This window comes from Nonomuraea africana (assembly GCF_014873535.1).
GTDB classification, from domain to species: Bacteria; Actinomycetota; Actinomycetes; order Streptosporangiales; family Streptosporangiaceae; genus Nonomuraea; species Nonomuraea africana.
The window spans coordinates 6,545,821-6,568,767 of the sequence record NZ_JADBEF010000001.1; the positions used below are offsets into that span (position 1 = coordinate 6,545,821).

Annotated in this window: 20 protein-coding genes; 9 read left to right on the top strand and 11 right to left on the bottom strand. The window is 71.1% G+C overall.

The genetic code is table 11. The features are described 5' to 3' along the window. Positions 1 to 59: 59 nt before the first annotated feature. Genes eno through mfd form a run of 5 tightly spaced genes read right to left on the bottom strand, consistent with a single transcriptional unit; the run spans position 60 to position 6,747 of the window. Positions 60 to 1,337 (bottom strand): phosphopyruvate hydratase, encoded by a 1,278-nt coding sequence (gene eno / locus H4W81_RS30985; protein WP_192778054.1) that lies wholly within the window; start codon positions 1,335 to 1,337, stop codon positions 60 to 62. Between the two features lie 42 nt (positions 1,338 to 1,379). Next, positions 1,380 to 1,712 carry a hypothetical protein gene (locus H4W81_RS30990; protein ID WP_192778055.1) on the bottom strand — a complete coding sequence of 111 codons (333 nt, stop codon included), beginning with the start codon at positions 1,710 to 1,712 and terminating at the stop codon, positions 1,380 to 1,382. A gap of 12 nt (positions 1,713 to 1,724) precedes the next feature. Beyond that, positions 1,725 to 2,636 (bottom strand): nucleoside triphosphate pyrophosphohydrolase, encoded by a 912-nt coding sequence (locus H4W81_RS30995; protein ID WP_192778056.1) that lies wholly within the window; start codon positions 2,634 to 2,636, stop codon positions 1,725 to 1,727. Between the two features lies 1 nt (position 2,637). Beyond that, positions 2,638 to 3,228 carry a SurA N-terminal domain-containing protein gene (locus H4W81_RS31000; protein ID WP_192778057.1) on the bottom strand — a complete coding sequence of 197 codons (591 nt, stop codon included), beginning with the start codon at positions 3,226 to 3,228 and terminating at the stop codon, positions 2,638 to 2,640. Positions 3,229 to 3,258: 30 nt separating this feature from the next. Further along, positions 3,259 to 6,747 (bottom strand): transcription-repair coupling factor, encoded by a 3,489-nt coding sequence (gene mfd, locus H4W81_RS31005; RefSeq protein WP_192778058.1) that lies wholly within the window; start codon positions 6,745 to 6,747, stop codon positions 3,259 to 3,261. Positions 6,748 to 6,924: 177 nt separating this feature from the next. Here mfd and H4W81_RS31010 point away from each other — a divergent pair, with 177 nt between their 5' ends. Genes H4W81_RS31010 through H4W81_RS31020 form a run of 3 tightly spaced genes read left to right on the top strand, consistent with a single transcriptional unit; the run spans position 6,925 to position 9,793 of the window. Further along, positions 6,925 to 7,641, top strand: a complete 717-nt coding sequence (locus tag H4W81_RS31010) for a class I SAM-dependent methyltransferase (protein ID WP_192778059.1) — start codon at positions 6,925 to 6,927, stop codon at positions 7,639 to 7,641. A 44-nt stretch (positions 7,642 to 7,685) separates the two neighbouring features. After that, positions 7,686 to 8,915 carry an adenylyl-sulfate kinase gene (gene cysC / locus H4W81_RS31015; RefSeq protein ID WP_192778060.1) on the top strand — a complete coding sequence of 410 codons (1,230 nt, stop codon included), beginning with the start codon at positions 7,686 to 7,688 and terminating at the stop codon, positions 8,913 to 8,915. Beyond that, entirely contained in the window at positions 8,912 to 9,793 is an 882-nt protein-coding gene (locus H4W81_RS31020; protein WP_192778061.1) for a sulfite exporter TauE/SafE family protein, read from the top strand. The genes cysC and H4W81_RS31020 overlap by 4 nt, the downstream gene beginning before the upstream one ends. Here H4W81_RS31020 and H4W81_RS31025 read toward each other — a convergent pair. Next, complete coding sequence (locus H4W81_RS31025; RefSeq protein WP_225958871.1) at positions 9,738 to 10,802, bottom strand: glycoside hydrolase family 26 protein; 1,065 nt, start codon at positions 10,800 to 10,802, stop codon at positions 9,738 to 9,740. The genes H4W81_RS31020 and H4W81_RS31025 overlap by 56 nt on opposite strands. 249 nt (positions 10,803 to 11,051) lie before the next feature. On the opposite strand from H4W81_RS31025, the gene H4W81_RS31030 reads away from it, so the two are divergent. From H4W81_RS31030 to H4W81_RS31055, 6 genes are read left to right on the top strand one after another with little or no spacing between them, the layout of a single operon-like run. Then, positions 11,052 to 12,764 carry a Wzz/FepE/Etk N-terminal domain-containing protein gene (locus tag H4W81_RS31030; RefSeq protein ID WP_192778062.1) on the top strand — a complete coding sequence of 571 codons (1,713 nt, stop codon included), beginning with the start codon at positions 11,052 to 11,054 and terminating at the stop codon, positions 12,762 to 12,764. Continuing rightward, positions 12,761 to 14,053, top strand: coding sequence for a hypothetical protein (locus H4W81_RS31035; protein WP_318782059.1), 1,293 nt, complete (start codon positions 12,761 to 12,763; stop codon positions 14,051 to 14,053). The genes H4W81_RS31030 and H4W81_RS31035 overlap by 4 nt, the downstream gene beginning before the upstream one ends. Continuing rightward, entirely contained in the window at positions 14,046 to 14,951 is a 906-nt protein-coding gene (locus H4W81_RS31040; RefSeq protein WP_192778063.1) for an RIO2 family protein, read from the top strand. The genes H4W81_RS31035 and H4W81_RS31040 overlap by 8 nt, the downstream gene beginning before the upstream one ends. Positions 14,952 to 14,956: 5 nt before the next feature. Further along, a complete protein-coding gene (locus H4W81_RS31045) occupies positions 14,957 to 15,802 on the top strand; it encodes a sulfotransferase domain-containing protein (RefSeq protein ID WP_192781146.1) in 846 nt (281 codons plus the stop codon). After that, positions 15,790 to 17,094, top strand: coding sequence for a lipopolysaccharide biosynthesis protein (locus H4W81_RS31050; RefSeq protein WP_318782060.1), 1,305 nt, complete (start codon positions 15,790 to 15,792; stop codon positions 17,092 to 17,094). The genes H4W81_RS31045 and H4W81_RS31050 overlap by 13 nt, the downstream gene beginning before the upstream one ends. Further along, the gene (locus H4W81_RS31055; RefSeq protein ID WP_192778064.1) at positions 17,091 to 17,978 is read left to right on the top strand and encodes a sulfotransferase family protein; all 888 of its coding nucleotides are present in this window, start codon (positions 17,091 to 17,093) and stop codon (positions 17,976 to 17,978) included. The genes H4W81_RS31050 and H4W81_RS31055 overlap by 4 nt, the downstream gene beginning before the upstream one ends. Here the strand turns inward: H4W81_RS31055 and H4W81_RS31060 are convergent. The 5 genes from H4W81_RS31060 to cysD form a co-directional block, all read right to left on the bottom strand. Continuing rightward, positions 17,968 to 18,744: a WecB/TagA/CpsF family glycosyltransferase gene (locus H4W81_RS31060; RefSeq protein WP_225958872.1), complete on the bottom strand. Its 777-nt coding sequence runs from the start codon at positions 18,742 to 18,744 to the stop codon at positions 17,968 to 17,970. The two genes, H4W81_RS31055 and H4W81_RS31060, sit on opposite strands and share 11 nt — an antisense overlap. Continuing rightward, a complete protein-coding gene (locus H4W81_RS31065) occupies positions 18,741 to 19,661 on the bottom strand; it encodes a glycosyltransferase family 2 protein (RefSeq protein WP_192778065.1) in 921 nt (306 codons plus the stop codon). Before H4W81_RS31065 ends, H4W81_RS31060 begins: the two co-directional genes overlap by 4 nt. Further along, entirely contained in the window at positions 19,658 to 20,536 is an 879-nt protein-coding gene (locus tag H4W81_RS31070) for a sulfotransferase (RefSeq protein WP_318782519.1), read from the bottom strand. The genes H4W81_RS31065 and H4W81_RS31070 overlap by 4 nt, the downstream gene beginning before the upstream one ends. Positions 20,537 to 20,696: 160 nt before the next feature. Then, entirely contained in the window at positions 20,697 to 21,953 is a 1,257-nt protein-coding gene (gene cysN, locus H4W81_RS31075) for a sulfate adenylyltransferase subunit CysN (protein WP_192778067.1), read from the bottom strand. 74 nt (positions 21,954 to 22,027) lie between these two features. Beyond that, complete coding sequence (gene cysD, locus H4W81_RS31080; protein ID WP_192778068.1) at positions 22,028 to 22,942, bottom strand: sulfate adenylyltransferase subunit CysD; 915 nt, start codon at positions 22,940 to 22,942, stop codon at positions 22,028 to 22,030. Positions 22,943 to 22,947 lie beyond the last annotated feature (5 nt).

The following is a 22,947-nucleotide window of genomic DNA, read 5'->3' on the forward strand; positions in this document are numbered from 1 at the left end:
CGGCCCCGTGTCAGGTGTCGGGGAGGGCCCCTCGACCTGACGCGGGGCCGTACAAGAAACTAGCGCCGGAAGCGGGGGAAAGCCCCGCGACCCGCGTAACGCGCGGCGTCGTCGAGCATTTCCTCGATGCGGAGCAGCTGGTTGTACTTGGCCACCCGGTCGGACCTCGCGGGCGCGCCGGTCTTGATCTGACCGCAGTTGGTCGCCACGGCCAGGTCGGCGATCGTGGTGTCCTCGGTCTCGCCCGAGCGGTGGCTCATCATGCAGCGGTAGCCGTTGCGGTGGGCCAGGTCGACCGCGTCGAGGGTCTCGGTCAGCGTGCCGATCTGGTTGACCTTGACCAGCAGGGCGTTGGCGGTGCCCTCGTCGATGCCGCGCTGCAGGCGCTCGGGGTTGGTGACGAACAGGTCGTCGCCGACGAGCTGGACCTTGTCGCCGAGCGCCTTGGTGATCTTGTTCCAGCCTTCCCAGTCGCTCTCGTCGAGCGGGTCCTCGATGGAGACCAGCGGGTAGGAGGCGACCAGGTCGGCGTAGAAGGCGATCAGCTCGTCGGCCGACAGGCCCTTGCCGTCGATGGTGTAGACGCCGTCCTTGTGGAACTCGGAGGCGGCCACGTCGAGGGCGAGCGCGACGTCCTCGCCCGGCGTGTAGCCGGCCTTCTCGATGGCCACGAGGATCAGGTCGAGCGCGTCGCGGTTCGAGGGCAGGTTGGGCGCGAAGCCGCCCTCGTCGCCCAGGCCCGTGGCGTAGCCCTTCTCCTTCAGCACCGCCTTCAGCGCGTGGTAGACCTCGGTGCCCATGCGCACGGCCTCGCGGAACGTCTCCGCCCCGATCGGCGCGATCATGAACTCCTGGATGTCGACGTTGGTGTCGGCGTGGGCGCCGCCGTTGAGGATGTTCATCATCGGCACCGGCAGCACGTGCGCGTTGGGGCCGCCCAGGTAGCGGAAGAGCGGCAGGTCGGCGCTGTCGGCGGCGGCCTTGGCCACGGCCAGCGAGACGCCGAGGATCGCGTTGGCGCCGAGCTTGCCCTTGTTGGGCGTGCCGTCCAGGTCGATCATGATCTGGTCGATGATCCGCTGCTCGTCGGCGTCGATGCCGAGGATCTCGTCGGCGATCTCGTCGGTGACGCCCAGCACGGCCTTCTCGACGCCCTTGCCGCCGTAGCGCTCGTCGCCGTCGCGGAGCTCCACGGCCTCGAACGCGCCGGTGGAGGCGCCGCTGGGGACCGCTGCGCGGCCTGTGCTGTTGTCGTCGAGGAGGACCTCGACCTCGACAGTCGGGTTGCCCCGGGAGTCGAGGATCTCGCGGGCGGAAACGGCCTCGATGGAAGCCACGTCAGGCGCTCCTAGAGTCGAAGGGCGGTTTGCCATACGAGCCTATCGACCCCGACCAGCTGGTACGCCATCGAGGCTCCACATCCTCATCCCCTTGCCGTCGACGCCCGCCACCACGACCTTCCCGCCGTCGACCTCGCCCACGGCCAGGGCCGCGACCTTGCCCGACGCGAGCGGGGCCGCGAGTCTCTCGCAGGTGTCCAGCCGCCAGAGGCCGAGCCCGGGCCCCGCGCCGACCAGCACCTCCCCCGCGACCTTGACGTCGGCGAGCTCCTCGGAGACCGTGCAGGTCGGCTTGCCGTCCTCGAAGTCGACGACGTCCACGCCCCCGGTCCGCACCTGGACGGCCAGCACGCGCCAGTCGGCCGCCGTCACCTCGCTGGCGGACTAGCGGGACTCCCAGGCCTCCACCCGCGCCCGGTAGGCCATCGCGGCGCCGCGCAGCTCGGCCTCGGGGTCGAGCCCGGCCTCCTGCGCCCGCCGTACCAGGTCGAACAGCTCCCTGGCCACGCCCTGGCCGACCGCGTGCGCCAGGCCCTCGGGGGCGCCCGCGCTCTCGGCCCTGCGGATGAGCTGGGCGGCCAGCGACAGCGCGGGCTGGCCCATCGGCACGCCGTCGAACAGCTCCTTGCCGGCCCGCTCGTGGGCCTTGATGGCCTCCCAGTTGGTGTTGACCTCGTCGGCGGTCTCGGCGCTCACGTCGCCGAACACGTGCGGGTGCCTGCGGATCAGCTTGCCGACGATCACGTCGGCCACGTCGTCGATGTCGAAGTCGTCGGCCACCCTGGCGTGGAAGGCCACCTGGAGCAGCACGTCGCCGAGCTCCTCACGCAGCCCGTAGCCCTGCTCGACCGCGTGCTGGACCTCGTAGGCCTCCTCGATCAGGTACGGCACCAGCGAGGCGTGGGTCTGCTTGCGGTCCCACGGGCACTCGGTCCTGAGCCGGTCCATCACCGCGACCAGGTCGAGCACGCGCGCGCCAGGCAGGTCGTAGGAGCCGGGGACGACCTCGATCACCGGAGGGTCGTCGAGCGCGAGGGCGGCGTGGCCGACCGCGCGCATGAAGCCTTCGTCCTCGCCGGCCAGCCAGACCACGGTGTCGTCGACGGCCTGCCGTACCAGGGCGGCGTGGTCGGGGGTGACCACCTCGACCTCGATGCCCGCCTCCGCCAGATAGGGCAGCTGCGGGTGGTCCGCCGAACCGGTCAGCACCCTGCCGGACGACAGCGCCTGCCACGCCTGGTGGCTGAGCACGCCAGGGGCGACTCTCGGCGAGGTGGTGACGACGACGAGCGGCATCTCAGCCCTGGGTGGAAGAGGCCGGCTTGCCGAAGCGGCCCGCGTCGACGAAGCCCTTCTGCGGGTCGAAGGTCCCGTAGCGCGGGCTGTAGGTCACCTTGATCGCGGAGGCCTCCTCGATCAGCTTCTGCTGGCCGCGCTGCCTGGCGGCCTCGTCGGTGCCGCCGCCGTACTGCTGCATCATCTTGTTGATGGCGATCGAGGTGCCGAGCCACTCGCGGGTGTAGGCCGGCGGCACGCCCTGGGCCAGGGTCTGCTTCTCGAGCGCGGCGAGACCGCCCTGCGAGGCGATGAGCTGGTCGATCTCACCGTCGGTGACCTTGGTGCCCGCCTTGGTGGCCAGCTGCCTGAACTGCGCCACGTTGACCATCTGCAGCAGCGCGTACTGCGTGACGGGCAGCCCCAGCTGCGACTGCGGGATCTGGGCCTTGGCCAGCGCGCTCTCGAGCTGCTTGACGTTCGTGCTCAGATCGCTGGCCGAGATGCGCTCGTTACCGACGACGGCCGCGGATCCGGCCTGGACGGGCGACGAACAGGCGGTCACCGCAACTCCAAGCGCGGCGACGGCGACGGCCACTCGAATCGACTTCACCCTTGCATCCCTTCGCGACGAAACGTCGGCTTACTTTACCCTCGCCGGTTCCAGGAACATGACCTCGACCAGGTCCGAACACCATTTCAGCAGTTCGAGGTCGCGCAGCGGCACCCCACCGAGCGGCTTGGTCTTCGGCACAGGCACCAACAGCGTCTGCGCCGCCGCCTTGTACAGCGCCTTCTTGTACAGACGATCGAGCCTGACCTGCTGCGACTCCTTCAGCTCCACGGGGCCGAACTTGATGTTCTGCCCCATGAGCGTCACGTCGGTCAGCCCCGCCTGGCGGGCCTTGAGCCGGAAGCGCGCGACCTCCAGCAGGTTCTCCACCTCGACGGGCGGCCTGCCGTACCTGTCGGTGAGTTCCGCGCGCACCTCGTCGATGTTGACGTCGGCGGTGATGGCCGCGATCCGCTTGTACGCCTCGAGGCGCAGCCGCTCGGAGGTGACGTAGTCGTGCGGGATGTGCGCGTTGATGGGCAGCTCGACCTTGACGTCGGGGTGCTCCTCCTGGACCTGCTCGCCCGACAGCTTGGCCTTCTGCTCCTGCACGGCCTCCGACATGAGCCTGACGTACAGGTCGAAGCCGACGCCCGCGATGAAGCCCGACTGCTCGGCGCCGAGCACGTTGCCCGCGCCGCGGATCTCCAGGTCCTTCATCGCGACGTACATGCCCGCGCCCATCTCGGTGTGCTGGGCGATGGTGGCCAGGCGCTCGTGCGCGGTCTCGGTGAGCGGCTTCTCCGGCGGGTAGAGGAAGTAGGCGTAGCCGCGTTCGCGGCCGCGCCCGACCCTGCCGCGCAGCTGGTGCAGCTGGGACAGGCCGTAGTTGTCGGCCCTGTCCACGATCAGCGTGTTGGCGTTGGGCACGTCGAGGCCCGACTCGACGATCGTGGTGCAGACGAGCACGTCGTACTCGCGCTCCCAGAAGCCGACCATGATCTTCTCGAGCTGGTGCTCGTTCATCTGGCCGTGCGCGACCGCGACGCGCGCCTCGGGCACCAGCTCCTTGAGCCGCGAGGCGACCCTGTTGATCGAGGCGACCCTGTTGTGGACGAAGAAGATCTGCCCGTCGCGCATCAGCTCGCGCCTGATCGCCGCCGTCAGCTGCTTCTCGTCGTACGGCCCGACGAAGGTCAGGATCGGGTGCCGCTCCTCCGGCGGGGTGAGGATCGTGGACATCTCGCGGATGCCGGTCAGCCCCATCTCCAGCGTGCGCGGGATCGGCGTGGCCGACATCGCCAGCACGTCGACCTGGGTGCGCAGGTGCTTCATGGCCTCCTTGTGCTCGACGCCGAACCGCTGCTCCTCGTCGATGATGATCAGGCCGAGGTCCTTGAACCTGACCTCGGGGCTGAGCAGCCGGTGCGTGCCGATCACCAGGTCGATCTCGCCCGCCCTCAGCCCTTCCAGCGTCGCCTTGACCTCGCCGTCGGTCTGGAAGCGGGAGACGGGCCGCACGTTGACCGGGAAGCTGGAGAAGCGCTCGCTGAAGGTCGACAGGTGCTGCTGCACCAGCAGCGTCGTCGGCACCAGCACCGCGACCTGCTTGCCGTCCTGCACGGCCTTGAACGCCGCGCGCACCGCGATCTCGGTCTTGCCGTAGCCGACGTCGCCGCAGACGAGCCTGTCCATCGGCACGCCGCGCTCCATGTCACGCTTGACCTCGTCGATGGCCTCGAGCTGGTCGCCGGTCTCGGCGTAGGGGAAGGCGTCCTCCATCTCCCGCTGCCACGGGGAGTCGGGCGCGAACGCGTGCCCGGGACTCGCCATCCGCGCGCTGTAGAGGCGGATCAGCTCGCCCGCGATCTCCTTGACCGCCTTCTTCGCCCTCGACTTGGCCTTCGCCCAGTCGGCGCCGCCCATCCTGTTGAGAGTGGGCGCCTCGCCCCCGACGTAGCGGGTCACCTCGTCGAGCTGGTCGGTCGGCACGTAGAGGCGGTCACCCTTGGCGTACTCGATGACGAGGTACTCGCGGGTGGCGCCCTGCACGGTGCGCTGGACCATCTCGACGTAGCGGCCCACGCCGTGCTGCTCGTGCACGACGTGGTCGCCGACCCTGAGCTGGAGCGGGTCGACCATGTTGCGCCGCCTGCTCGGCAGGCGGCGCATGTCCTTGGTGCTGGCCTTCTGCCCCACCAGGTCGAGATGCGTGAGGACGGCGAGCTCGGGCGTGACGAAGCCGTGCTCGATCAGCCCGGTGGTGACGTGCACGACCTTGGGCTCGGGCGCCCTGTCCAGGTACTTCGACAGCCGAGCGGGCACGTCCACGCCCTTGAGCAGCTCGACCATCCGCTCGGCCGGGCCCATGCCCTCGCTGAGCAGCACGACGGACTTGTCCTCGCCCAGCCAGCCCTTGATGTCGGCCAGGGCCTTCTGCGTGTCGCCCCGGTAGGCCTCGCTGTCCTGCGCATCGAGCTCGACGCCCTCGCCGAAGGGCGCCATGGTCCACCACGGCAGGCCGAGCGAGTCGGCCTGCTCGCGGACCTCCTCCAGCGTGCGGAAGGCGGCCGCGTCGAGGTCGATCGGGGCCTCGCCGCCCGCCGCCGCGTTGATCCACGACGCCTCGAGGAACTCCTGGCTCGTCCTGACCAGCTCCTCCGACCTGCCCCTGATGCGCTCGGGATCGCACACGAACACCGTGGCGTTCCTCGGCAGGTGGTCGATCAGCAGGTCCATCTCACCGGCCAGCACCGGGGCGAACGCCTCCATGCCCTCGACCGGCATGCCCTCGGCCAGCTGGTCGAGCACCTCCGCCAGCGAGGGATGCTCGCGCGCCAGCTCGGCCGCCTTCTCCCGCACGTCGGCGGTGAGCAGCAGCTCGCGGCAGGGAGGGGCGAACAGGCCGTCGCCTGCCACCTCGAGCGAGCGCTGGTCGGCCACCTTGAACCAGCGGATCTCCTCGACCGTGTCGCCCCAGAACTCGAGGCGCAGTGGGTGCTCCTCGGTCGGGGGGAAGACGTCGAGCAGGCCGCCGCGCACGGCCACCTCGCCGCGCTTCTCCACCATGTCGACCCTGGCGTAGCCGTTCTGGATCAGCTGGGCGACCACGTCGTCCAGGTCGGCGTCGTCCCCCGCGCGCAGCCTGATCGGTTCGAGGTCGCCGAGGCCCTTGACGATCGGCTGCAGCAGCGCGCGGATCGGCGCGACGATCACCGACAGCGGTCCGGCCGTGGGGTCGTCCGCGACCGGGTGCGCCAGCCTGCGCAGGACGGCCAGCCGCTGTCCCACGGTGTCGCTGCGCGGCGACAGCCGCTCGTGCGGCAGCGTCTCCCACGCCGGAAAGACCGCCACGGTGGCGGGGTCGACGAGGCTGGTGAGCGCCGAGGCCAGGTCCTCCGCCTCACGACCGGTGGCGGTGACGGCCAGTACCGTGCGGCGCTCGCGCTCGGCCAGCGCCGCGACGCCGAACGGGCGCAGCGCGGCGGGCGCGACCAACGAGACGTCGCCGCCCTGCTTCAGGACGGCGGTCAGCTTCGGGTCGGCGGCAACAAGGTCAAGCAGTCCGGAAAGACTCATCAGATACGCCCTCAGCCCCACGGCGGCAACACGACTACCCCCGGCCGAGTGAGGTCGCGGGGGTCTGCCCGTCCAGACTACTTCCACCGCTGGAGGCGCACGCCGGGTGTCCTCGCGGGCCGGCCGCTCCGCAGGAAATACCTAACGAGCCGGGTTGATGTGATTACTCTGGGTGACATGGCTGACGTGCGGTCGGTCGCTCTCAGAGGCGACCTTTTCGAGCAGCGAATTCGCGAGCAGTGGACCGAGCAACTGGGGCGCAGGCTCGACCTGCTCGTCGCAGGGTGCGCTCACGACCCACCGCCCTTCCTCGACCGGATCGACGCCAAGGCCACGGGTGTCGACGAGGATCTGCCCGCGGTCAGGGCGCACCTGCCCGACCGCACCTACCTCGACTCGTGGACACTCGGCGACCTGCGCTCGGTGCCGATCCCGCCGCGCTCGTTCGACGTCGTCCACCTGACCTTCCTCATCGAGCGCATCCAGCACGCCGAGCTCGTCCTCGACCGCATACTCAACGGCCTGCGCCCTGGCGGCCTGCTGCTGGTGCGCATGCGCGACAGGTCCACCGCCTACGGCCTGTGCGACCGCCTCACCCCGTCGTGGCTGCGCCGCCTGCTGTGGCGGCGCCTCGTGCAGGGCGACGTCACGGGTCCGCTGCCGGCCGTCTACGAGCCGGTCTCCTCGCGTGAGGGCCTGCGCGCCTTCTGCTTCATGCGCGGCCTGATGATCACCGATGACCTCGCCGCCACCAGCGGTCCTGCGAGGGGCCGCGCCGGCTCGGCGGTCGTGCGACTGGTCGACAGGCTGTCGCGCGGCAGGTTCACGTCTTCCTACGACGAGGTGACGATGGTCATCAGGAAGCCCCAGAATCATTTCGCCCGGTTGATCTGACGGGGTAGGGTATATCCAACTAAGTCGATCGGAAATGTGGAGCGATGACGGCGAACCTCCAGTGGACTCCCGACCCGCGCGAGCTCGCCGACCTCGAGTTGCTGCTGTCCGGGGCCTTCCACCCGCTGACCGGCTTCCTTGGACACGACGACCTGCACGAGGTCGAGTCGCACGGCGCGCTCGCCGACGGCACCCCGTGGCCCGCGCCCGTCACGCTGCGAGTGCCTGGAGCGCAGGCGGGAGACCGGGTCACGCTGCTCGATCCCGAAGGCGCGGCGCTCGCCGTCCTCACGGTGGCCGAGAGTGGCCACGACGGGCTGGTCGCAGGGCCGCTCGAGGCGCTCGGCGCGGTCGAGCACGGCCCCTTCGCGAGGCTGCGCCGCTCCCCCGAGGAGGTGCGCAAGGAACTCGCCGGTCGCCCGGCGCTCGCCGTCACCATGCGCGGACCGCTCGACGACCTCAGCGCGCAGGAGATCATCGCCGTCGCAGAGGAGCTCGAGGCGACCGTCCTGCTGCTCCCCCTGGCGTACGGCGAGGGCGGCCCCGCGCTCGTCAGGGCCGCGCTGAAGGCCCGCGAGAAGCTGCCCGAGGACACACTCGTGGTCTCGGTCCCCCTCGCGCCCCGCGAGGACCAGGAGATCGATCTGGAGCTGCGCGAGCACGTCGCCACCGCCTACGGCGCCACCGAGCACCTGGCCGGCCCCGAACCCGTCACGCTGCCCGGCCCGCCGCACCGCCGCGGCCTCGTGGTCTTCTTCACCGGCCTGTCGGGATCGGGCAAGTCCACGATCGCCAGGGGCCTGCGCGACGCGCTGCTCGAGCTCGGCAGCCGCACCGTCACCTACCTCGACGGCGACGTGGTGCGCCACCTGCTGTCCAAGGGCCTGACCTTCTCCAAGGATGACCGCGACCTCAACATCCGCCGCATCGGCTTCGTCGCCACCGAGGCGGCCAGACACGGCGGCCTGGCGATCTGCGCCCCCATCGCGCCCTACGCGGCCACCCGCGCCGAGGTCAGGGAGTCGGTCGAGGCGGTGGGCGCCGACTTCCTGCTGGTGCACGTCTCCACGCCGCTGGAGGAGTGCGAGCGGCGCGACCGCAAGGGCCTGTACGCCAAGGCCCGCGCCGGCGAGATCCCCGAGTTCACCGGCGTCTCGGACCCCTACGAGGAGCCCGACGACGCCGACCTGGTCATCGACACCACGCACATCTCGATCGAGGCCGCCGTCTCCCGCGTCCTCGACACCTTGCGAAGCGGAGGGTGGGTACGTTGATCGACTTCCCCCTGGTGGTCGGATCCTTTCTGGTCGCGATCATCGTCGGTCTGACCGGCATGGGCGGCGGCGCGCTGATGACGCCGATGATGATGCTCTTCTTCAACGTGCCCCCGCTGGCGGCCGTCTCCAGCGACCTGGTGGCTTCGGCGATCATGAAGCCGGTCGGCGGGGTCGTCCACCTGCGCAGGGGCACCGTCAACCTGCGTCTGGTCGGCTGGCTGTGCGTGGGCTCGGTGCCGGCCGCCTTCAGCGGCGTCTTCCTGGTGCGCGCCTTCGGCGAGGGCGCCGCCGTCCAGCAGGCGGTGAAGACGGCCCTCGGCGTCGCACTGCTGCTCGCCGTCGCCGGCCTGGTGCTGAAGGCGTGGCTCGGCGACAGGGGTGGCTCGTCGAGCGCCCGCGACATTGTCGTGCGCCCAATTCCGACTGTACTGGTCGGTACAGTTGGCGGCCTCGTGGTCGGCGTCTCCTCCGTCGGGTCGGGGTCCCTGATCATCGTGGCGCTGCTCGCGCTCTACCCCGCGCTCAAGGCCAACCAGCTCGTGGGCACCGACCTGGTGCAGGCGGTGCCCCTGGTCGCCGCGGCGGCGCTCGGCCACCTGTTCTTCGGCGACTTCCAGCTCGACCTCACCGCCTCGCTGCTGCTCGGCTCGATCCCCGGCGTCTATCTCGGCGCGCGGGTCTCGGCGTGGGCGCCGAACGGCGCCATCAGGGCCCTTCTGGCCGTGGTGCTGCTGGCCTCGGCACTCAAGCTCCTCGGCGTCGGGAACACCGCGACCCTCTGGATCGTGGGCGTCGCGGTGTTCCTCGGCGGCGCGGGGCTCATGGTCGCGGCACGCGGGTCGCGGAGAAGTGCGGATCCGTTGCGAGTGCCGTGAAGGCCCGCCCGGCCGCCGGATCGGTGTCGAATCTGGTGTCGCCCCTCGGCGCGCGTGGCGAGTCGAAGTAGACCAGGGCCTTGATCTGCGGGTAGCGCTTGACCTGCCTGCGCACCGACTCGTAGAAGGCCCCCTTGCGCTCGTCGCCGAACACCCCCCACTCGGCGACCATGATGGGCTTGCCGGGGAAGCGCCACTGCATCCAGCGGTAGAAGCCCGGCCAGCGGGGGTGGTCGCTGCGGGTCTTGTTGACCAGCCCGTCGAAGTCGCGGACCCTGGCGTCGGCGTAGGGGTCCATCGCCACCCAGTCGACCACGTCGTCGCCGGGGTAGAGCTGCTCGAACCACGGCTGCGAGGCCCAGTTGGGCGCGCCCATGTAGGTCATGACCGTGACCGCGTTCTTCACCCCCTTCTCCCGCAGCCGCTGCACGACGTGGCGGAACATCGCGGCGTAGTCGGCGGCCGTCATGCCGGAGCCCGGGTTCGCCCTGACGTCGTCCTCGGGCTCGTGGTGCACGGTGAGGAAGAACTGCTCGGGGAAGGTCTGCCTGATGTGGTCGGCCAGCCGGTCGATGCGCCGGTCGAGCGCCCCCTCGGCGATCTCGGCCCACGTGACGTCGAACGACGGCTTCCAGTTGATCAGCAGCAGCCTCGGGTGGGACGGATCGCGGGCCAGCGCGATCTCCCTCTCGTTGGGGAACAGCTCCTTGGTCCTGTGGTAGACGTGCAGGATGTCGGCGGTGCGGCCCATCCGCTGCTCCGCCCGCGCCAGCGCCCGGTCGGGCCGGAGCCCGGTGAAGATCTCCGGCGCGATGCCCCACCAGGCCCCGCAGGACGGGATGAGCTTGGCCGTCACCGCGCAGGCAGGTGACTCGGTGATGCCGAGCAGGCCGTTGACCCTCGCTTCGGTGTGCGTGTCCGCCACTGTCCGCTTGGCGGTGCCTGAGGCCTGGGAACAGGCCGGCAACGCGGCGAGCAGAATCAGGGCCGTCGCTTTTCTGAGACGCAAGTCGCCTCCACTCCCCTCGATAAGTCCTTTCAGCCCCCGCCGTGATGCGGAACTACCCTGCCACGCCTGCGACCTGCGATGTCGTGAACTTCTCAGGTCACAACAGCGACATTTCTCATTAATTCGCGAAATTTGATCCGGGTGAGCGGCGAAAATCTTCGTTATTCAGCCGGGAAATGTCCGTCGCCCCTATAGTGACCAGACCCAGTAACTCAGAGTCGCGCCGCGGCTACAGGGAGATCGCTCTTTATGTCGCCGGACCTTCACCCGCACCGCTCTGGCGTGGACCTGGCCGAGCACGTCTCCCTGCTCCGCAGGCGCAAGGCCGTCTTCCTGGTCTGCCTGCTCACCGGCGTGCTCGGCGGCGTCACGCTGCTGCGCCTCACCCCGCCCTCCTACACCGCCACGACGCAGGTCCTCGTGGCCGCCACCGGCGTGCAGGAGCAGCCCAACCAGGTGACGGGCCGGCAGCGCGAGGCGCTCAACCTCGACACCGAGGCCCAGGTCGCCCAGTCGGCGGTGGTCGCCGCCAAGGCCGCCACGCTGCTCAAGGTCACCCCCTCGCCGCCCGAGGTGACGGTCCCGCCCAACTCCTCCGTGCTGTCCATCGCCGTCACGGAGGCCACGCCCGCGAAGGCGGCAGCCCAGTCGCGCGCCTATGCCGAGGCCTACCTCGCCCACCGCACCGAGACCGCGCAGGCCGCGCTCGCCACCCAGCTGAAGGCCCTGCTCGCCAAGCTGAAACAGGTCAACACCAGCCTGGGCAAGGTGGTCGAGGAGCTGTCCGAGCTGCGCAGGGGCACGGCCGAGCACACCATCGCCGCCCAGCGCCAGAACGTGCTGAGCAGGCAGGTCTACAGCCTGACCATGAAGTACGACGCGCTGAAGACGGTCGCGGTGACCCCCGGCTACGTCATCAGCCAGGCGGCCGAGCCGACCGCGCCCAGCGCGCCCAGCCTGCCGCTCTACCTGGGCAGCGGGCTGATGCTCGGGCTGCTCACCGGCGCGGCGGCCGCCTACGGGCGCGACCGGCTCGACACGCGGCTGCGCGGCTCCGACGACGTGGAGCGGCTGACGGGGCTGCCGGTGCTCGCGGACCTGTCGGGGCCCGCCGATCCCGCGACGATGCACGACCTGGCCTCGTCGGTCGTGGCCGGCTGTCCCGGCTCCCACCTGCTGGTGCGCGCGGTGCCCTCCTCGATGGGCACCGCGGCGGTCGAGCCGCTGGCGGGCCGCACGTCGGTCCAGGTGCTCGACGGGTCCGACGTCGGGGATCTGGCCAGGGCGGAAGGGGCGTTGCTGGTCATCGGGGTGCCGGCGGCGAGGGCGGGGGACGTGGCGCTGGCCGTACGGCGGCTGGAGCGGCATGGGGTGCAGATCATCGGGGCCGTCACGGTAGCCGCGGACCACACGTCCACCGCGCCCGCGCGGGCCGGGTCCGCCGCCCTCGGAGTCACCTCCTCCCCCGCCCGCGCGCGGACGCGGTCTCAGGGAGGGAGCGCGGGGGATGTCCTCGGGGGGACGGTGCCCGCGGCTTTCGGGGCGGCCGGGGCCCCGGTTTCCGCCGATCCCGCCCCCGCGGATCCCGTACCGGCGGATCCTGTCCAGGCTTGTCCGGTCCCCGCGGGGTCCACGGGCCCTGGGGGGTCCACGGTCACGGGTTCTGCGGATTTCGGAAGGACCGCGGATTCCACGGGTTCCACGGGTTCCACGGGTTCGATGGGGGCTGCGGGCGCGGGTTCCGCGGGTTCCGGGCTTGGGCGGTCGGGGGAGGCATTGGGCAGGCAGGTCAACGGGGTGAGCCCGGTCACCGGCGACGTCCTCTCGTCGAGAAGGACGGCCGCCCCCTCCCCGGGAAGGCCCGACAGCCCCCTCGGGAGGGCGGCTCACGAGCACGTGAACGGGGGCAGGAGGACCGAGGCGGCCGAGACCTCTCCGATCCCGCAGGTGTCCGACACGTGACGGTGCCCGACGCCTCGCGCAGCCGGGCGGCATGGCCGATCGCGGCCCTGCTGGTCGGCTATCCCGTGTGGTGGGCCCTCGGCTTCGGCGGCCTCGCGGTGATCGTCCTCGCCGTCCCCATGGCGGCCGTCCTGTGGCGCAGGCGGCCGATCAGGGTGCCGCGCGGCCTCGGCCTGTGGCTGCTCCTGCTCGCCGGCTACCTGGTCAGCGCGCTGATGCTGACCGAGATGCCGCCCGACACCTACGGCGAGTTCGGCGCGGGCCGGATCGTCGGCTACGTCATGCGCCTCGCGCTCTACGCCTCGCTCATGGTCACGGTGCTCTACCTCGGCAACCTCACCGAGCGCGAGCTGCCGCAGCTGCGTCTGGTGCGGATGCTCGGCGCGCTGTTCGTCACCACCGTGGCGGGCGGCCTCCTCGGCGTGTTCTTCCCGTCCTTCGCCTTCACCTCGCCGCTCGAACGCGTCCTGCCCGGCTGGATCAGCGGCAACTCCTTCGTCCAGAACCTGATCCACCCCACCGCCGCCCAGATGCAGAAGGTGCTCGGCCACGCCTCACCGCGTCCCGAGGCGCCTTTCGAGTGGGCCAACGCCTGGGGCAGCAACCTGTCGGTGCTGCTCATCTGGTTCGTGGTCGGCTGGTGGGTGTACGGCGGGCCGCGCAGGAAGGCCGTGGCGGTGCTGCTCATCGCCGCCGCCGCCGTCCCTGTCGTCTACTCGCTCAACCGCGGCCTGTGGATCGGCCTCGGCCTGGCGGCGCTGTACCTGGTCGTGCGGGTGGGCGGGCGGACCCGCCTCGCCATCTGCGCGGCGGCGCTGGCCGGCGCCGCGGTGTTCGCCGCCAGCCCGCTGGCCGACCTGGTCACCCAGCGGATCGACAACCCGCACAGCAACGACATCAGGGCCTTCACCGTCTCGGCGACCGTCAGGGCGGCGGGCGGCTCGCCGTTCATCGGCTACGGAAACACCCGTAACGCCATGGGCAACCACCGCACGATCACCACCGGCAAGACCGACTGGTGCGCCGAGTGCGGGCACCCACCGCTGGGCAGCGACGGCCAGCTGTGGCACCTCATCATCACGCAGGGGTTCGTCGGCGCGGCGCTCTATGTCGCGTTCTTCCTCGGCGCCATCCGCCGCCACTGGCCCGATCGCAGCCCGATCGGCCTGGCGGGGGTGCTCGTGATGATCCTCGTGCTGCTCTACATGTTCGTCTACGACGGCCTGGTCACCCCACTCAGCCTCTACCTCATCTCCTTCGCCCTCCTGTGGAGGAACGCTCATGCGTGATGCCCGCATCAGGCTGCGCTATCTCGGCCAGACCGTCCGCCTGCTCTATCCGGGCCCCGGCGCGCCGCAGCCCTACAGCCTGCTGCCGCATGCCGTGCTCCCCCGCCGCCTGCGGCCGCGCCGCTGGTGGCACGCCGCGCTCGGGCCGAGGGTCATGCTGCCCGTGGAGGGCTCGATCGAGTCCCACCTGGGCGAGGTGTTCGGCACGCGCGTTCGAGCCACTCTCCACGTACGGCCCGCGCGCCGCGCCAACCGCAAGCCGATCCTGGAGCTCCACGCGGACGGCGAGCGCGTCGCGTTCGTCAAGATCGGCGACACGCCTCACGCCCGCGACCTCATCACCAACGAGGCCGCGACGCTCAAGCGGCTGGCCGACCTGCCGTTGAAGACCGTGGTGCCGCCGACCGTGCTGCACCACGGGATGTGGAACGGGCTGGCCGTCCTCGCGGTGTCCGCCCTGCCCGTGCGCAGGGGCAGGGTCGCGCCCGCGCTCCTCACCTCGGCCGTCAAGGAGATCGCCGCCACCGGCGGGCACGTTGGGCCCGCCTGGCACGGCGACCTGTCCCCGTGGAACATCGCGCCGACCGGCGACGGCCGGCTGCACGTGTGGGACTGGGAGCGCTACGAGGTCGGTGTCCCCCTCGGTTTCGACGCCGCCCACCACCTCTTCCAGCGGGCGCTCCGCCGCATGCCGCCCGACCAGGCCGCCAAGGCCTGCCTCGCCCAGGCGGTGCGGGCGCTCGCGCCGCTCGGCCTGTCGGCGGCGCAGTCCAGGCTGACCGTGATCCGCTACCTCATCGCGCTCGCCGACCGGCACGCCAACGACGGCCACGAGCCTCTAGGACCCCCTGAGAACTGGCTGAACCCGCTTGTCGACCATCAGGAGCTGCTCACGTGAACGCCATGAAGCACTCGGTCCTGTCCGTCTCGCGCACCACAGGACGGCTGACGTCGGGCGGTCGGATGCTGCCGTCCTTCCTGATCATGGGCGCGCAACGCTGCGGCACCACCTCCCTCTACCGCGCCCTCGCCCAGCACCCCCTGCTGCTCAAGCCCGTGCTGCACAAAGGCGTGCACTACTTCGACGTCGGCTACGGCAAGGGCGTCTCCTGGTACCAGGGCCACTTCCCGCTGAAGGTCGGCGCGGCGCTGCTGAGGAAGAGGTACGGCAGGCAGCCCCTCGCCTTCGAGTCGGCCCCCTACTACCTGTACCACCCGCTGGCGGGCGAGCGGATCGCCAGGGACCTGCCGGGCGTGAAGCTGATCGTCCTGGTCCGCGACCCGGTCGAGCGGGCCTTCTCCGCGCACTCGCACGAGCTGGCCAGGGGCTTCGAGACGGAGTCGCACTTCGAGTACGCGGTGGAGCTGGAGGTCAAGCGGCTGGCGGGGGCCGAGCAGCGGCTGCGCGCCGACCCGCACTCCGTCCACCACTCCCACCGCCACCACGCCTACCTGGCCCGGGGACGCTACGCCGAGCAGCTCGACAGGCTCGAGCCGCTGTTCGGACGCGAGCGCATCCTGGTGCTCGACAGTCACCACTTCTTCGCCGAGCCCGAGCGGACCTACGCGCGCGTGCTCGACTTCCTGGAGATGCCGCCGCTGGGCAACCCGGTCTTCGAGCGGCACAACGGGCGGGCCCGGCCCAAGCCGCTGCCCGAGTCGGTGCGGCAGACGCTGATGGAGCACTTCGAGGTGTACGACACGCAGCTCGCGCCATGGCTGGGCGGTGATCCCTCGTGGCGCCAGTGACCTCGACCGAGCGCGCGGAAGGGAACGGCGGCACGCTCGGGCGGGTGGCCAGGGCGGGGCTGGCGGGCGTCACCGGCGCCGGGGTGAGCGCGCTGGCCCAGTTCCTCCTGGTCGTGGTGGTGACGCGGACCTTCAGCGCCGAGCAGGCCGGCGCCTTCTTCACCGCCATCGCGCTGGCGCTGATGGTCGCCGGCATCGTCAAACTCGACGCGGGCAACGGCCTGATCTACTTCGTCGCCCGCGCCAAGACCTTCGACTATCGCGGTATTTCCGGCTATGTCAGGGCGGCGGTGATCCCCGGGGCGGTGCTCTCCAGCGTGGCGGGCGTCGTCCTGTATCCGCAGCTCGGGCCGCTGGCGCTGGCGCTGCCGTCAATGGTCGTGGCCGACATCCTGCTCGCCGCCACCCGAGGGTTCGGCTCCATGCGGCCGACCGTGCTGCTCGACGGCGTGCTGCTTCCCGTGGCCCAGCTCGCGCTGGTCGCGGTCGTGGCCACCACCGCGCCGCCGTACCCCCAGGAGGCGCTGGCGGGGGCGTGGGCGGCGCCGTGCCTCGTGGTGCTGACGCTGGCGGCGCTGAGCCTGCGCGGGCGGGTGCCACGCACGCCATACCTGCCCGGCACGGGGCGTGACCTGTGGCGGCACACCGCGCCGAGGTCGGCGGCGAGCGCGATCCAGGCGGTCTTCCAGCGGCTCGACATCGTGATCGTGGCCGTGCTCGCGGGTCCCGCGCAGGCGGCGGTCTACACCGCGGCCACCAGGTTCAAGGTCGTCGGGCAGCTGGCCAGCCAGGGGCTCGCGCAGGCCGCGCAGCCCCGCCTGGTGCGCGCGCTGGCCGAGGGCGACCTGCCGAGGGCCCGCGAGCTCTACCAGGTGACGACCATGTGGCTGGTGCTGCTGACCTGGCCGGTCTGGCTGGGCTACGCCCTGCTCGCGCCGTGGCTGCTACGGATCTTCGGCTCGGGCTACGGCGCGGCGCTGCCCGTCGCGCTCGTCCTGGCCGTGACGATGATGGTCGCCACCGCGTGCGGCATGGTCGACGTGGTGCTCACCTCGGCGGGGCACACCTCCGCCAGCCTGGCCAACCTGGTCGTGGCCGTGGGCGTCACCGTGCTGCTCGACCTGGCGCTGGTCCCTGCGTACGGCGCGCTCGGCGCGGCGCTGGGCTGGGCGGGCGGGGTGATGGTGAAGAACCTGCTGCCGCTCTGGCAGATCCACCAGCGCTACGGCCTGCGTCCCTTCGGCCGGCACAGCCTGACCGCGTTCCGCTTCCGCTCCTGGGCCACCGCATGACGCCGATCCTGGTGACCGGGCTGCCGCGCAGCGGCACGAGCTGGACGGGCAAGATGCTGACCGCCTCCGGCCGGCTGGTCTACGTCAACGAGCCGCTCAACCCGCAGCATCCGCCCGGCCGCTGTCCGGGCGTGCTGCGGGCCGCGGTGACGCACCGCTTCCAGTACATCTGCGACGACAACTCCGCCGACTGGCTGCCCGCCTTCCGCGACACCACCGCGCTGCGCTACGGCTTCCGCGCCGAGCTGCGCGTCAACCGCTCGCCGTACGACCTGGCCAGGCTCGCCCGCTACGGCTCGGCCTTCACCTGGGGCAGGCTCACCGGACGGCGGGCCCTCCTCGACGACCCCTTCGCCGTGCTGTCGTCCGGCTGGTTCGCGGGCCGGCTCGGCTGCACGGTGATCGCGCTGGTCCGCGACCCGGTGTCGTTGGTCGGCTCGTGGACGCGTCTCGGCTGGACCGTCCGTCTCGAGGAACTGCTCGACCAGCCCCTCCTGGTCCGCGACCATCCCGAGGTGGCGGAGCTGCGCGCGCTGGCCGGCTCCGATGACCGCATCGCCACGGTCTGCGCGCTCTGGCGCGTCACCCGCGCCATCCTGGCGCGCACCGAGGGCATCACCGTGGTCTCCTATGAGGAGCTCGCCGCCGCGCCCCTTCCTGGCTTCCGCCGCCTGTACGAGGTGGCAGGGCTGCCCTGGACCCCTGCGGCCGAGCGCCGCATCACTCGCGCGTGCACGGCCAGCCGTCCGGCGGAGCGGGGTTTCGCCTGGTCGGGCCTGTCACGTACGGCCTATCGCCCGATGGACTCCAGCCACGCGCTGCACTCCTACCGCGAGCGCCTGACCGTCGAAGAGATCGACAGGGTGCGCGCGCTCACCGCCTGAGCAGCAGCGACCTCGTGAGCAGCCTGGTCGCGAAGGGCACGTCGTCGACGAGGTAGCGCCTGGCCAGCCGTCCCGGCTCGCTGGCCAGGCGGAACAGCCATTCGGTGCCGCTGCGCCGCATCCACAGCGGCGCCCGCGCCACCGACCCCGCCGCGAACGCGATCGCCGACCCGCACCCGACGAACCACGTGCGGGGCAGCTCGGGGCGCAGGCCGGCGATCAGCCTGTCCTGCAGGGGGAAGCCGAGACCGACGAAGACGATCGCGGGTCGCGCGGCCACGAGCTGCTCCCTGACCCGCGCCACCCCCTCGTCGCTCCGGTCGAACCCGTACGGCGGCGCGTCCACCCCGCAGACCCGCAGCCCGTGACAGCGGTTCGCCAGCTCCCACTCCGCCCTCGCCGCGACTCCTGGAGGGCCGCCGAGCAGGTAGACGGGCCAGCCGCCACGGGCCGCCATCGCGCTGAGCGACCAGATCAGGTCGGCTCCCGTCACCCGCTCGGGCAGTGCCTCGCGCAGCAGCCTGGACGCCCACACCAGCGGCATGCCGTCGGCGACCACCAGATCGGCGCCGCTGACGAGCTCCTTGAGCGCGGGATCCCTGGCCACGGCGCGGCAGATGTCGACGTTGGGGGTGACGAGGTGGCCGCCCTCGCCCGCCCCCAGGGCGGCGGCCACCCGCTCGACCGCCTGCCGTTCGGTGACCGGATCGAAGGGGACCCCCGCGACCGCCACCCTCGGCGGACGCGCGGGAACGGCGCCGGTCAAATGCCGTGTCCCCGATCGTGCAGCAGGGAGAGCACCGTGGGGGCGGAGACGAGCCCGGCGGCGACGGCGAGCGCGATCGGGGCGCGGGGCTCGCTCGCCCTGGCGGCGATGGTGCGCAGCGCCCACCTGCCCGCCTCCCTGCGCCGCCCCATGGCCGCGTGGTGGAAGGCGAGTTGACCGTAGATCCGCGCCGCGCCGCGCGGATCCACGGCCAGTTCGGGGTGCCGGGCGAGCATCCACTCCAGCCCGGCGATGCGATCGGTCCACTGAGCGACGTAGTGGGACGCGCCCCAGCGAACCCGGACGAGCGGCCGGTCGACGTGCGCGATCGGCTGCCGCTTGGCGGCGCGCAGCGCGAGATCCCAGTCTTCGTTCTGGCCCATGGGCGCGCTCTCGTCGACCCAGTAGGCGCCGCGCCTGAACACGAAGGTGGAGGAGTGCACCATCACCATCCGCGACCGCACCAGGTCGGCCTTGGTGACCTGGGTCAGCCCGGCCAGCCTCGGCACCCGGCGCGTGCCGTACTCGACCTCGATGGCGCAGCTGGAGAAGTCGGCGCCGCCGACGAGCGCGCCCGACTGGGCGGCGAGCTTGCCCGGCAGCCAGACGTCGTCGTCGTCGCAGAAGGCGATGAGGTCGGTGTCGGAGGCGGCGATGCCGGTGTTGCGGGCACCGGGCAGCCCGGGGCTGAGCCGGTTGGGCAGCACCCGCACGCGATGCGGCTCGTCGCCCTCCGAGCGCGGCGCGACCACGTCGGCGATCTGCTCGGCCACCGCGATGGGGTCGCCGCCGTCGACCACGACGACCAGGTCGATCCGGCCCGGATAGTTCTGCGTGAGCACCGCGCGGGTGGCCGCCCTCAGTTGCTCTGGCCGCTTGCCCGTCGTGGGGATCACCACGCCGACCGAAGGTGTCATGCCGCCGCTCCGCGATAGCCGTACCTGGTCATGAGAGGGGCCGTGAGGCCCGAGACCACAGCGCGCTGGACGGCGGGCAGGCCGCCGCGCCAGGCGTCGTCGTGGGAGAGCTCCACCTGGCCGACCGCGAAGCGCATGGGGTTGCCCGAGACGGTGTGCGCGCGGCGGAGGCTGACCGTGGTGCCGTCGAGGAAGCCGAGGCGCGTGTCGAGGCCCAGCCGGGCCGCGAGGGCGGTCAGCGTGGCGCGGGGATCGGCGAGCAGGTCCTCGTAGCGGACCCTGGTCAGCTGGACCCCTCGCATGGCCAGCAGGTCGAGCGCGAGGTTCTGGGCGCTCCAGTGGAGCGAGGTGCGCATGGCGCCCCACCTGGTCATGTGGCTGCCGTCCTCGGGCCTGGGGACCGTCCTGCGCCAGGAGTGGGCCACCGCGCGCGGGTCGCGCACGACGTGCACCACGTGCGGCCGCACGCCCCCAGCCGCCAGGCAGAACGCCAGCGAGGCGTGTTTGCTGGAGTCGACCACGACCGAGCCTCCGGCTGCCTCCTGGGCCGCCGCGTAGACGCGGCGGTAGGCGGCGACGTACTCGGCCAGGTCGGGGTGGCCGACGGCCGGGATGCGCCTGGTGCGGTCGACCCTGTGGCGCAGCTGGAGGACCCGCTCGGCCAGCTCGCGGGACCAGCCGCCGAAGGCGCGCTCGCCGACCTCCCGCCAGAACGGGCAGCTCGGGAACGCCTCACCGCATCCGCACAGCTCCTCGGCGAGCACGCCGCGGGCCCACAGGTGGACCACCTCGCCCAGCGGCACGACCCCTGGCAGCTCGCCGAGCAGGCGCTCGAGCAGCGTGGTGCCGCTGCGGCCGAGACCACCCAGAAAGATCACCCGGTCGGTCATAGCATGCCTCCGGCGGTGCGGTGAACACGGACCGTGGAGACGTTAGCGCGGAGAGTAATCGAATCGTCAGCGAACGCCAAAGGATCTACCTAGGGAACGCGACAGGGCCGTGGTCACCGACCACGGCCCTGTACGACGCTCCGGTCTACGCCTTGGCTTCGACGATCATGCCCGCGCCGACCGTGGTGTTGGTGGACTCGTCCACCAGGATGAAGCCACCGGTGAGCCGGTTGCGCGCGTAGTCGTCGACGAACAACGGCTGCGTCACCCGCAACGACACCCTGCCGATCTCGTTGAGACCGAGCGAGGTCGCGCTCTCGTCGCGGTGCAGGGTGTTGACGTCCAGCCGGTAGTGCAACTCGCGCACCAGGGCACGGGCCGTCCTGGTGGTGTGCTTGATGCTCAGCTTCGAGCGCGGCGCGAGCTTCACGCCGTCGGCCATCCAGCAGACCATCGCCTCGAGCTCCTGGGCGACCTGCGGCTTGTTGTTGGGCCGGCAGATCATGTCGCCGCGGGAGATGTCGATGTGGTCCTCCAGGCGGAGGGTGACCGACATGGGCGGGAAGGCCTCCTCGACGGGTCCGTCGAAGGTGTCGATGGAAGCGATGCGCGTGGCGAGGCCGGAGGGCAGGTGCAGCACCTCGTCGCCCGGCTTCAGCACGCCACCCGCGACCTGACCCGCGTAGCCGCGGTAGTCGTGGAACTCGGTCTTGTGCGGGCGGATGACGTACTGCACGGGGAAGCGCACGTCGACCAGGTTGCGGTCGGAGGCGATGTGGACGTTCTCCAGGTGGTGCAGCAGCGAGGTGCCCTGGTACCACGGCATGTTCTCGGACCTGGAGACCACGTTGTCGCCATTGAGCGCGGAGATCGGGATGAAGGTCAGGTCGGCGACGTTCAGCTTGGAGGCGAACGAGGTGAACTCCTCGCGGATCTCCTCGAACCGCTCCTGGGAGTAGTCGACGAGGTCCATCTTGTTCACCGCGAGCACCAGGTGCGGCACCCGCAGCAGCGAGGTGAGGAAGGCGTGGCGGCGCGACTGCTCCAGCACGCCCTTGCGCGCGTCGATCAGGATGATGGCCAGGTCGGCGGTGGAGGCGCCGGTCACCATGTTGCGGGTGTACTGGATGTGGCCGGGAGTGTCGGCGATGATGAACTTGCGCTTGGGCGTGGCGAAGTAGCGATAGGCCACATCGATCGTGATGCCCTGCTCGCGCTCGGCGCGCAGGCCGTCGGTCAGCAGCGACAGGTCGGTGTACTCGGTGCCGCGGTCACGCGAGGTGCGCTCGACGGCCTCCAGCTGATCCTCGAAGATGGCCTTGGAGTCGAACAGCAGGCGGCCGATGAGCGTGGACTTGCCGTCGTCGACGGATCCGGCGGTGGCGAAACGAAGAATGTCCATTTTTTAGAAGTAGCCCTTGAATCTGACGCAGCCGGTCTTCCGTGGGTGTGCCGTGAGTGGCGTGGACGTCGGCATTAGAAGTAGCCCTCGCGCTTGCGGTCTTCCATCGCGGCCTCGGAGGCCCGGTCGTCGGCGCGGGTGGCGCCGCGCTCGGTGATCCGGGTGGCCGCGATCTCCTCGATGATCTCCTCGACCGTGGCGGCCGCCGACTGCACGGCGCCCGTGCAGGTCATGTCGCCGACCGTGCGGTAGCGGACCACCGCCTCGAACAGCGGCTCGTCGTCGCCCCTGCTCACCACCGGGTCGTCGGGCAGCAGCATGCCGTCGCGCTCGAAGACCTTGCGGGTGTGCGCGTAGTAGATCGAGGGGATCTCGATGCCCTCTCGCCGGATGTAGTCCCAGATGTCGAGCTCGGTCCAGTTCGACAGCGGGAACACCCTGATGTGCTCGCCCTTGCGGATGCGCGCGTTGTAGATGTTCCACAGCTCGGGGCGCTGGTTCTTCGGGTCCCACTGGCCGAACTCGTCGCGGAAGGAGAAGACGCGCTCCTTGGCGCGGGCCTTCTCCTCGTCGCGCCTGGCGCCGCCGAAGACCGCGTCGAACTCGTGGTCCTCGATCGCGTCGAGCAGCGTGGTGGTCTGCAGGCGGTTGCGCGAGGCGCGGCGACCGGTCTCCTCGGTGACGCGGCCGGCGTCGATGGAGTCCTGGACGCTGGCCACCACCAGGCGCGCGCCGAGCTCGGCCGAGCGCCTGTCGCGGAACTCGATGACCTCGGGGAAGTTGTGCCCGGTGTCGACGTGCATGAGCGGGAACGGGATCATCGCCGGCCAGAAGGCCTTCTCCGCGATGCGCAGCATCACGATGGAGTCCTTGCCGCCGGAGAACAGCAGACACGGGCGCTCGAACTCCGCGGCCACCTCACGCATGATGTGGATGGCCTCGGCTTCGAGGACGTCGAGCTGTGACGTCGTATAGTCACGCTGAAGCATGGGGG

Bases quoted from the DNA above. Each gene is read 5' to 3' on its own strand.
- H4W81_RS31045 (WP_192781146.1), top strand. From the start codon at position 14,957: ATGAAGCACTCGGTCCTGTCCGTCTCGCGCACCACAGGACGGCTGACG.
- cysN (WP_192778067.1), bottom strand. From the start codon at position 21,953: ATGGACATTCTTCGTTTCGCCACCGCCGGATCCGTCGACGACGGCAAG.
- H4W81_RS31010 (WP_192778059.1), top strand. From the start codon at position 6,925: ATGGCTGACGTGCGGTCGGTCGCTCTCAGAGGCGACCTTTTCGAGCAG.
- H4W81_RS30995 (WP_192778056.1), bottom strand. From the start codon at position 2,636: ATGCCGCTCGTCGTCGTCACCACCTCGCCGAGAGTCGCCCCTGGCGTG.
- H4W81_RS31055 (WP_192778064.1), top strand. From the start codon at position 17,091: ATGACGCCGATCCTGGTGACCGGGCTGCCGCGCAGCGGCACGAGCTGG.
- H4W81_RS31030 (WP_192778062.1), top strand. From the start codon at position 11,052: ATGTCGCCGGACCTTCACCCGCACCGCTCTGGCGTGGACCTGGCCGAG.
- cysD (WP_192778068.1), bottom strand. From the start codon at position 22,942: ATGCTTCAGCGTGACTATACGACGTCACAGCTCGACGTCCTCGAAGCC.
- H4W81_RS31065 (WP_192778065.1), bottom strand. From the start codon at position 19,661: ATGACACCTTCGGTCGGCGTGGTGATCCCCACGACGGGCAAGCGGCCA.
- cysC (WP_192778060.1), top strand. From the start codon at position 7,686: ATGACGGCGAACCTCCAGTGGACTCCCGACCCGCGCGAGCTCGCCGAC.
- H4W81_RS31040 (WP_192778063.1), top strand. From the start codon at position 14,046: ATGCGTGATGCCCGCATCAGGCTGCGCTATCTCGGCCAGACCGTCCGC.
- mfd (WP_192778058.1), bottom strand. From the start codon at position 6,747: ATGAGTCTTTCCGGACTGCTTGACCTTGTTGCCGCCGACCCGAAGCTG.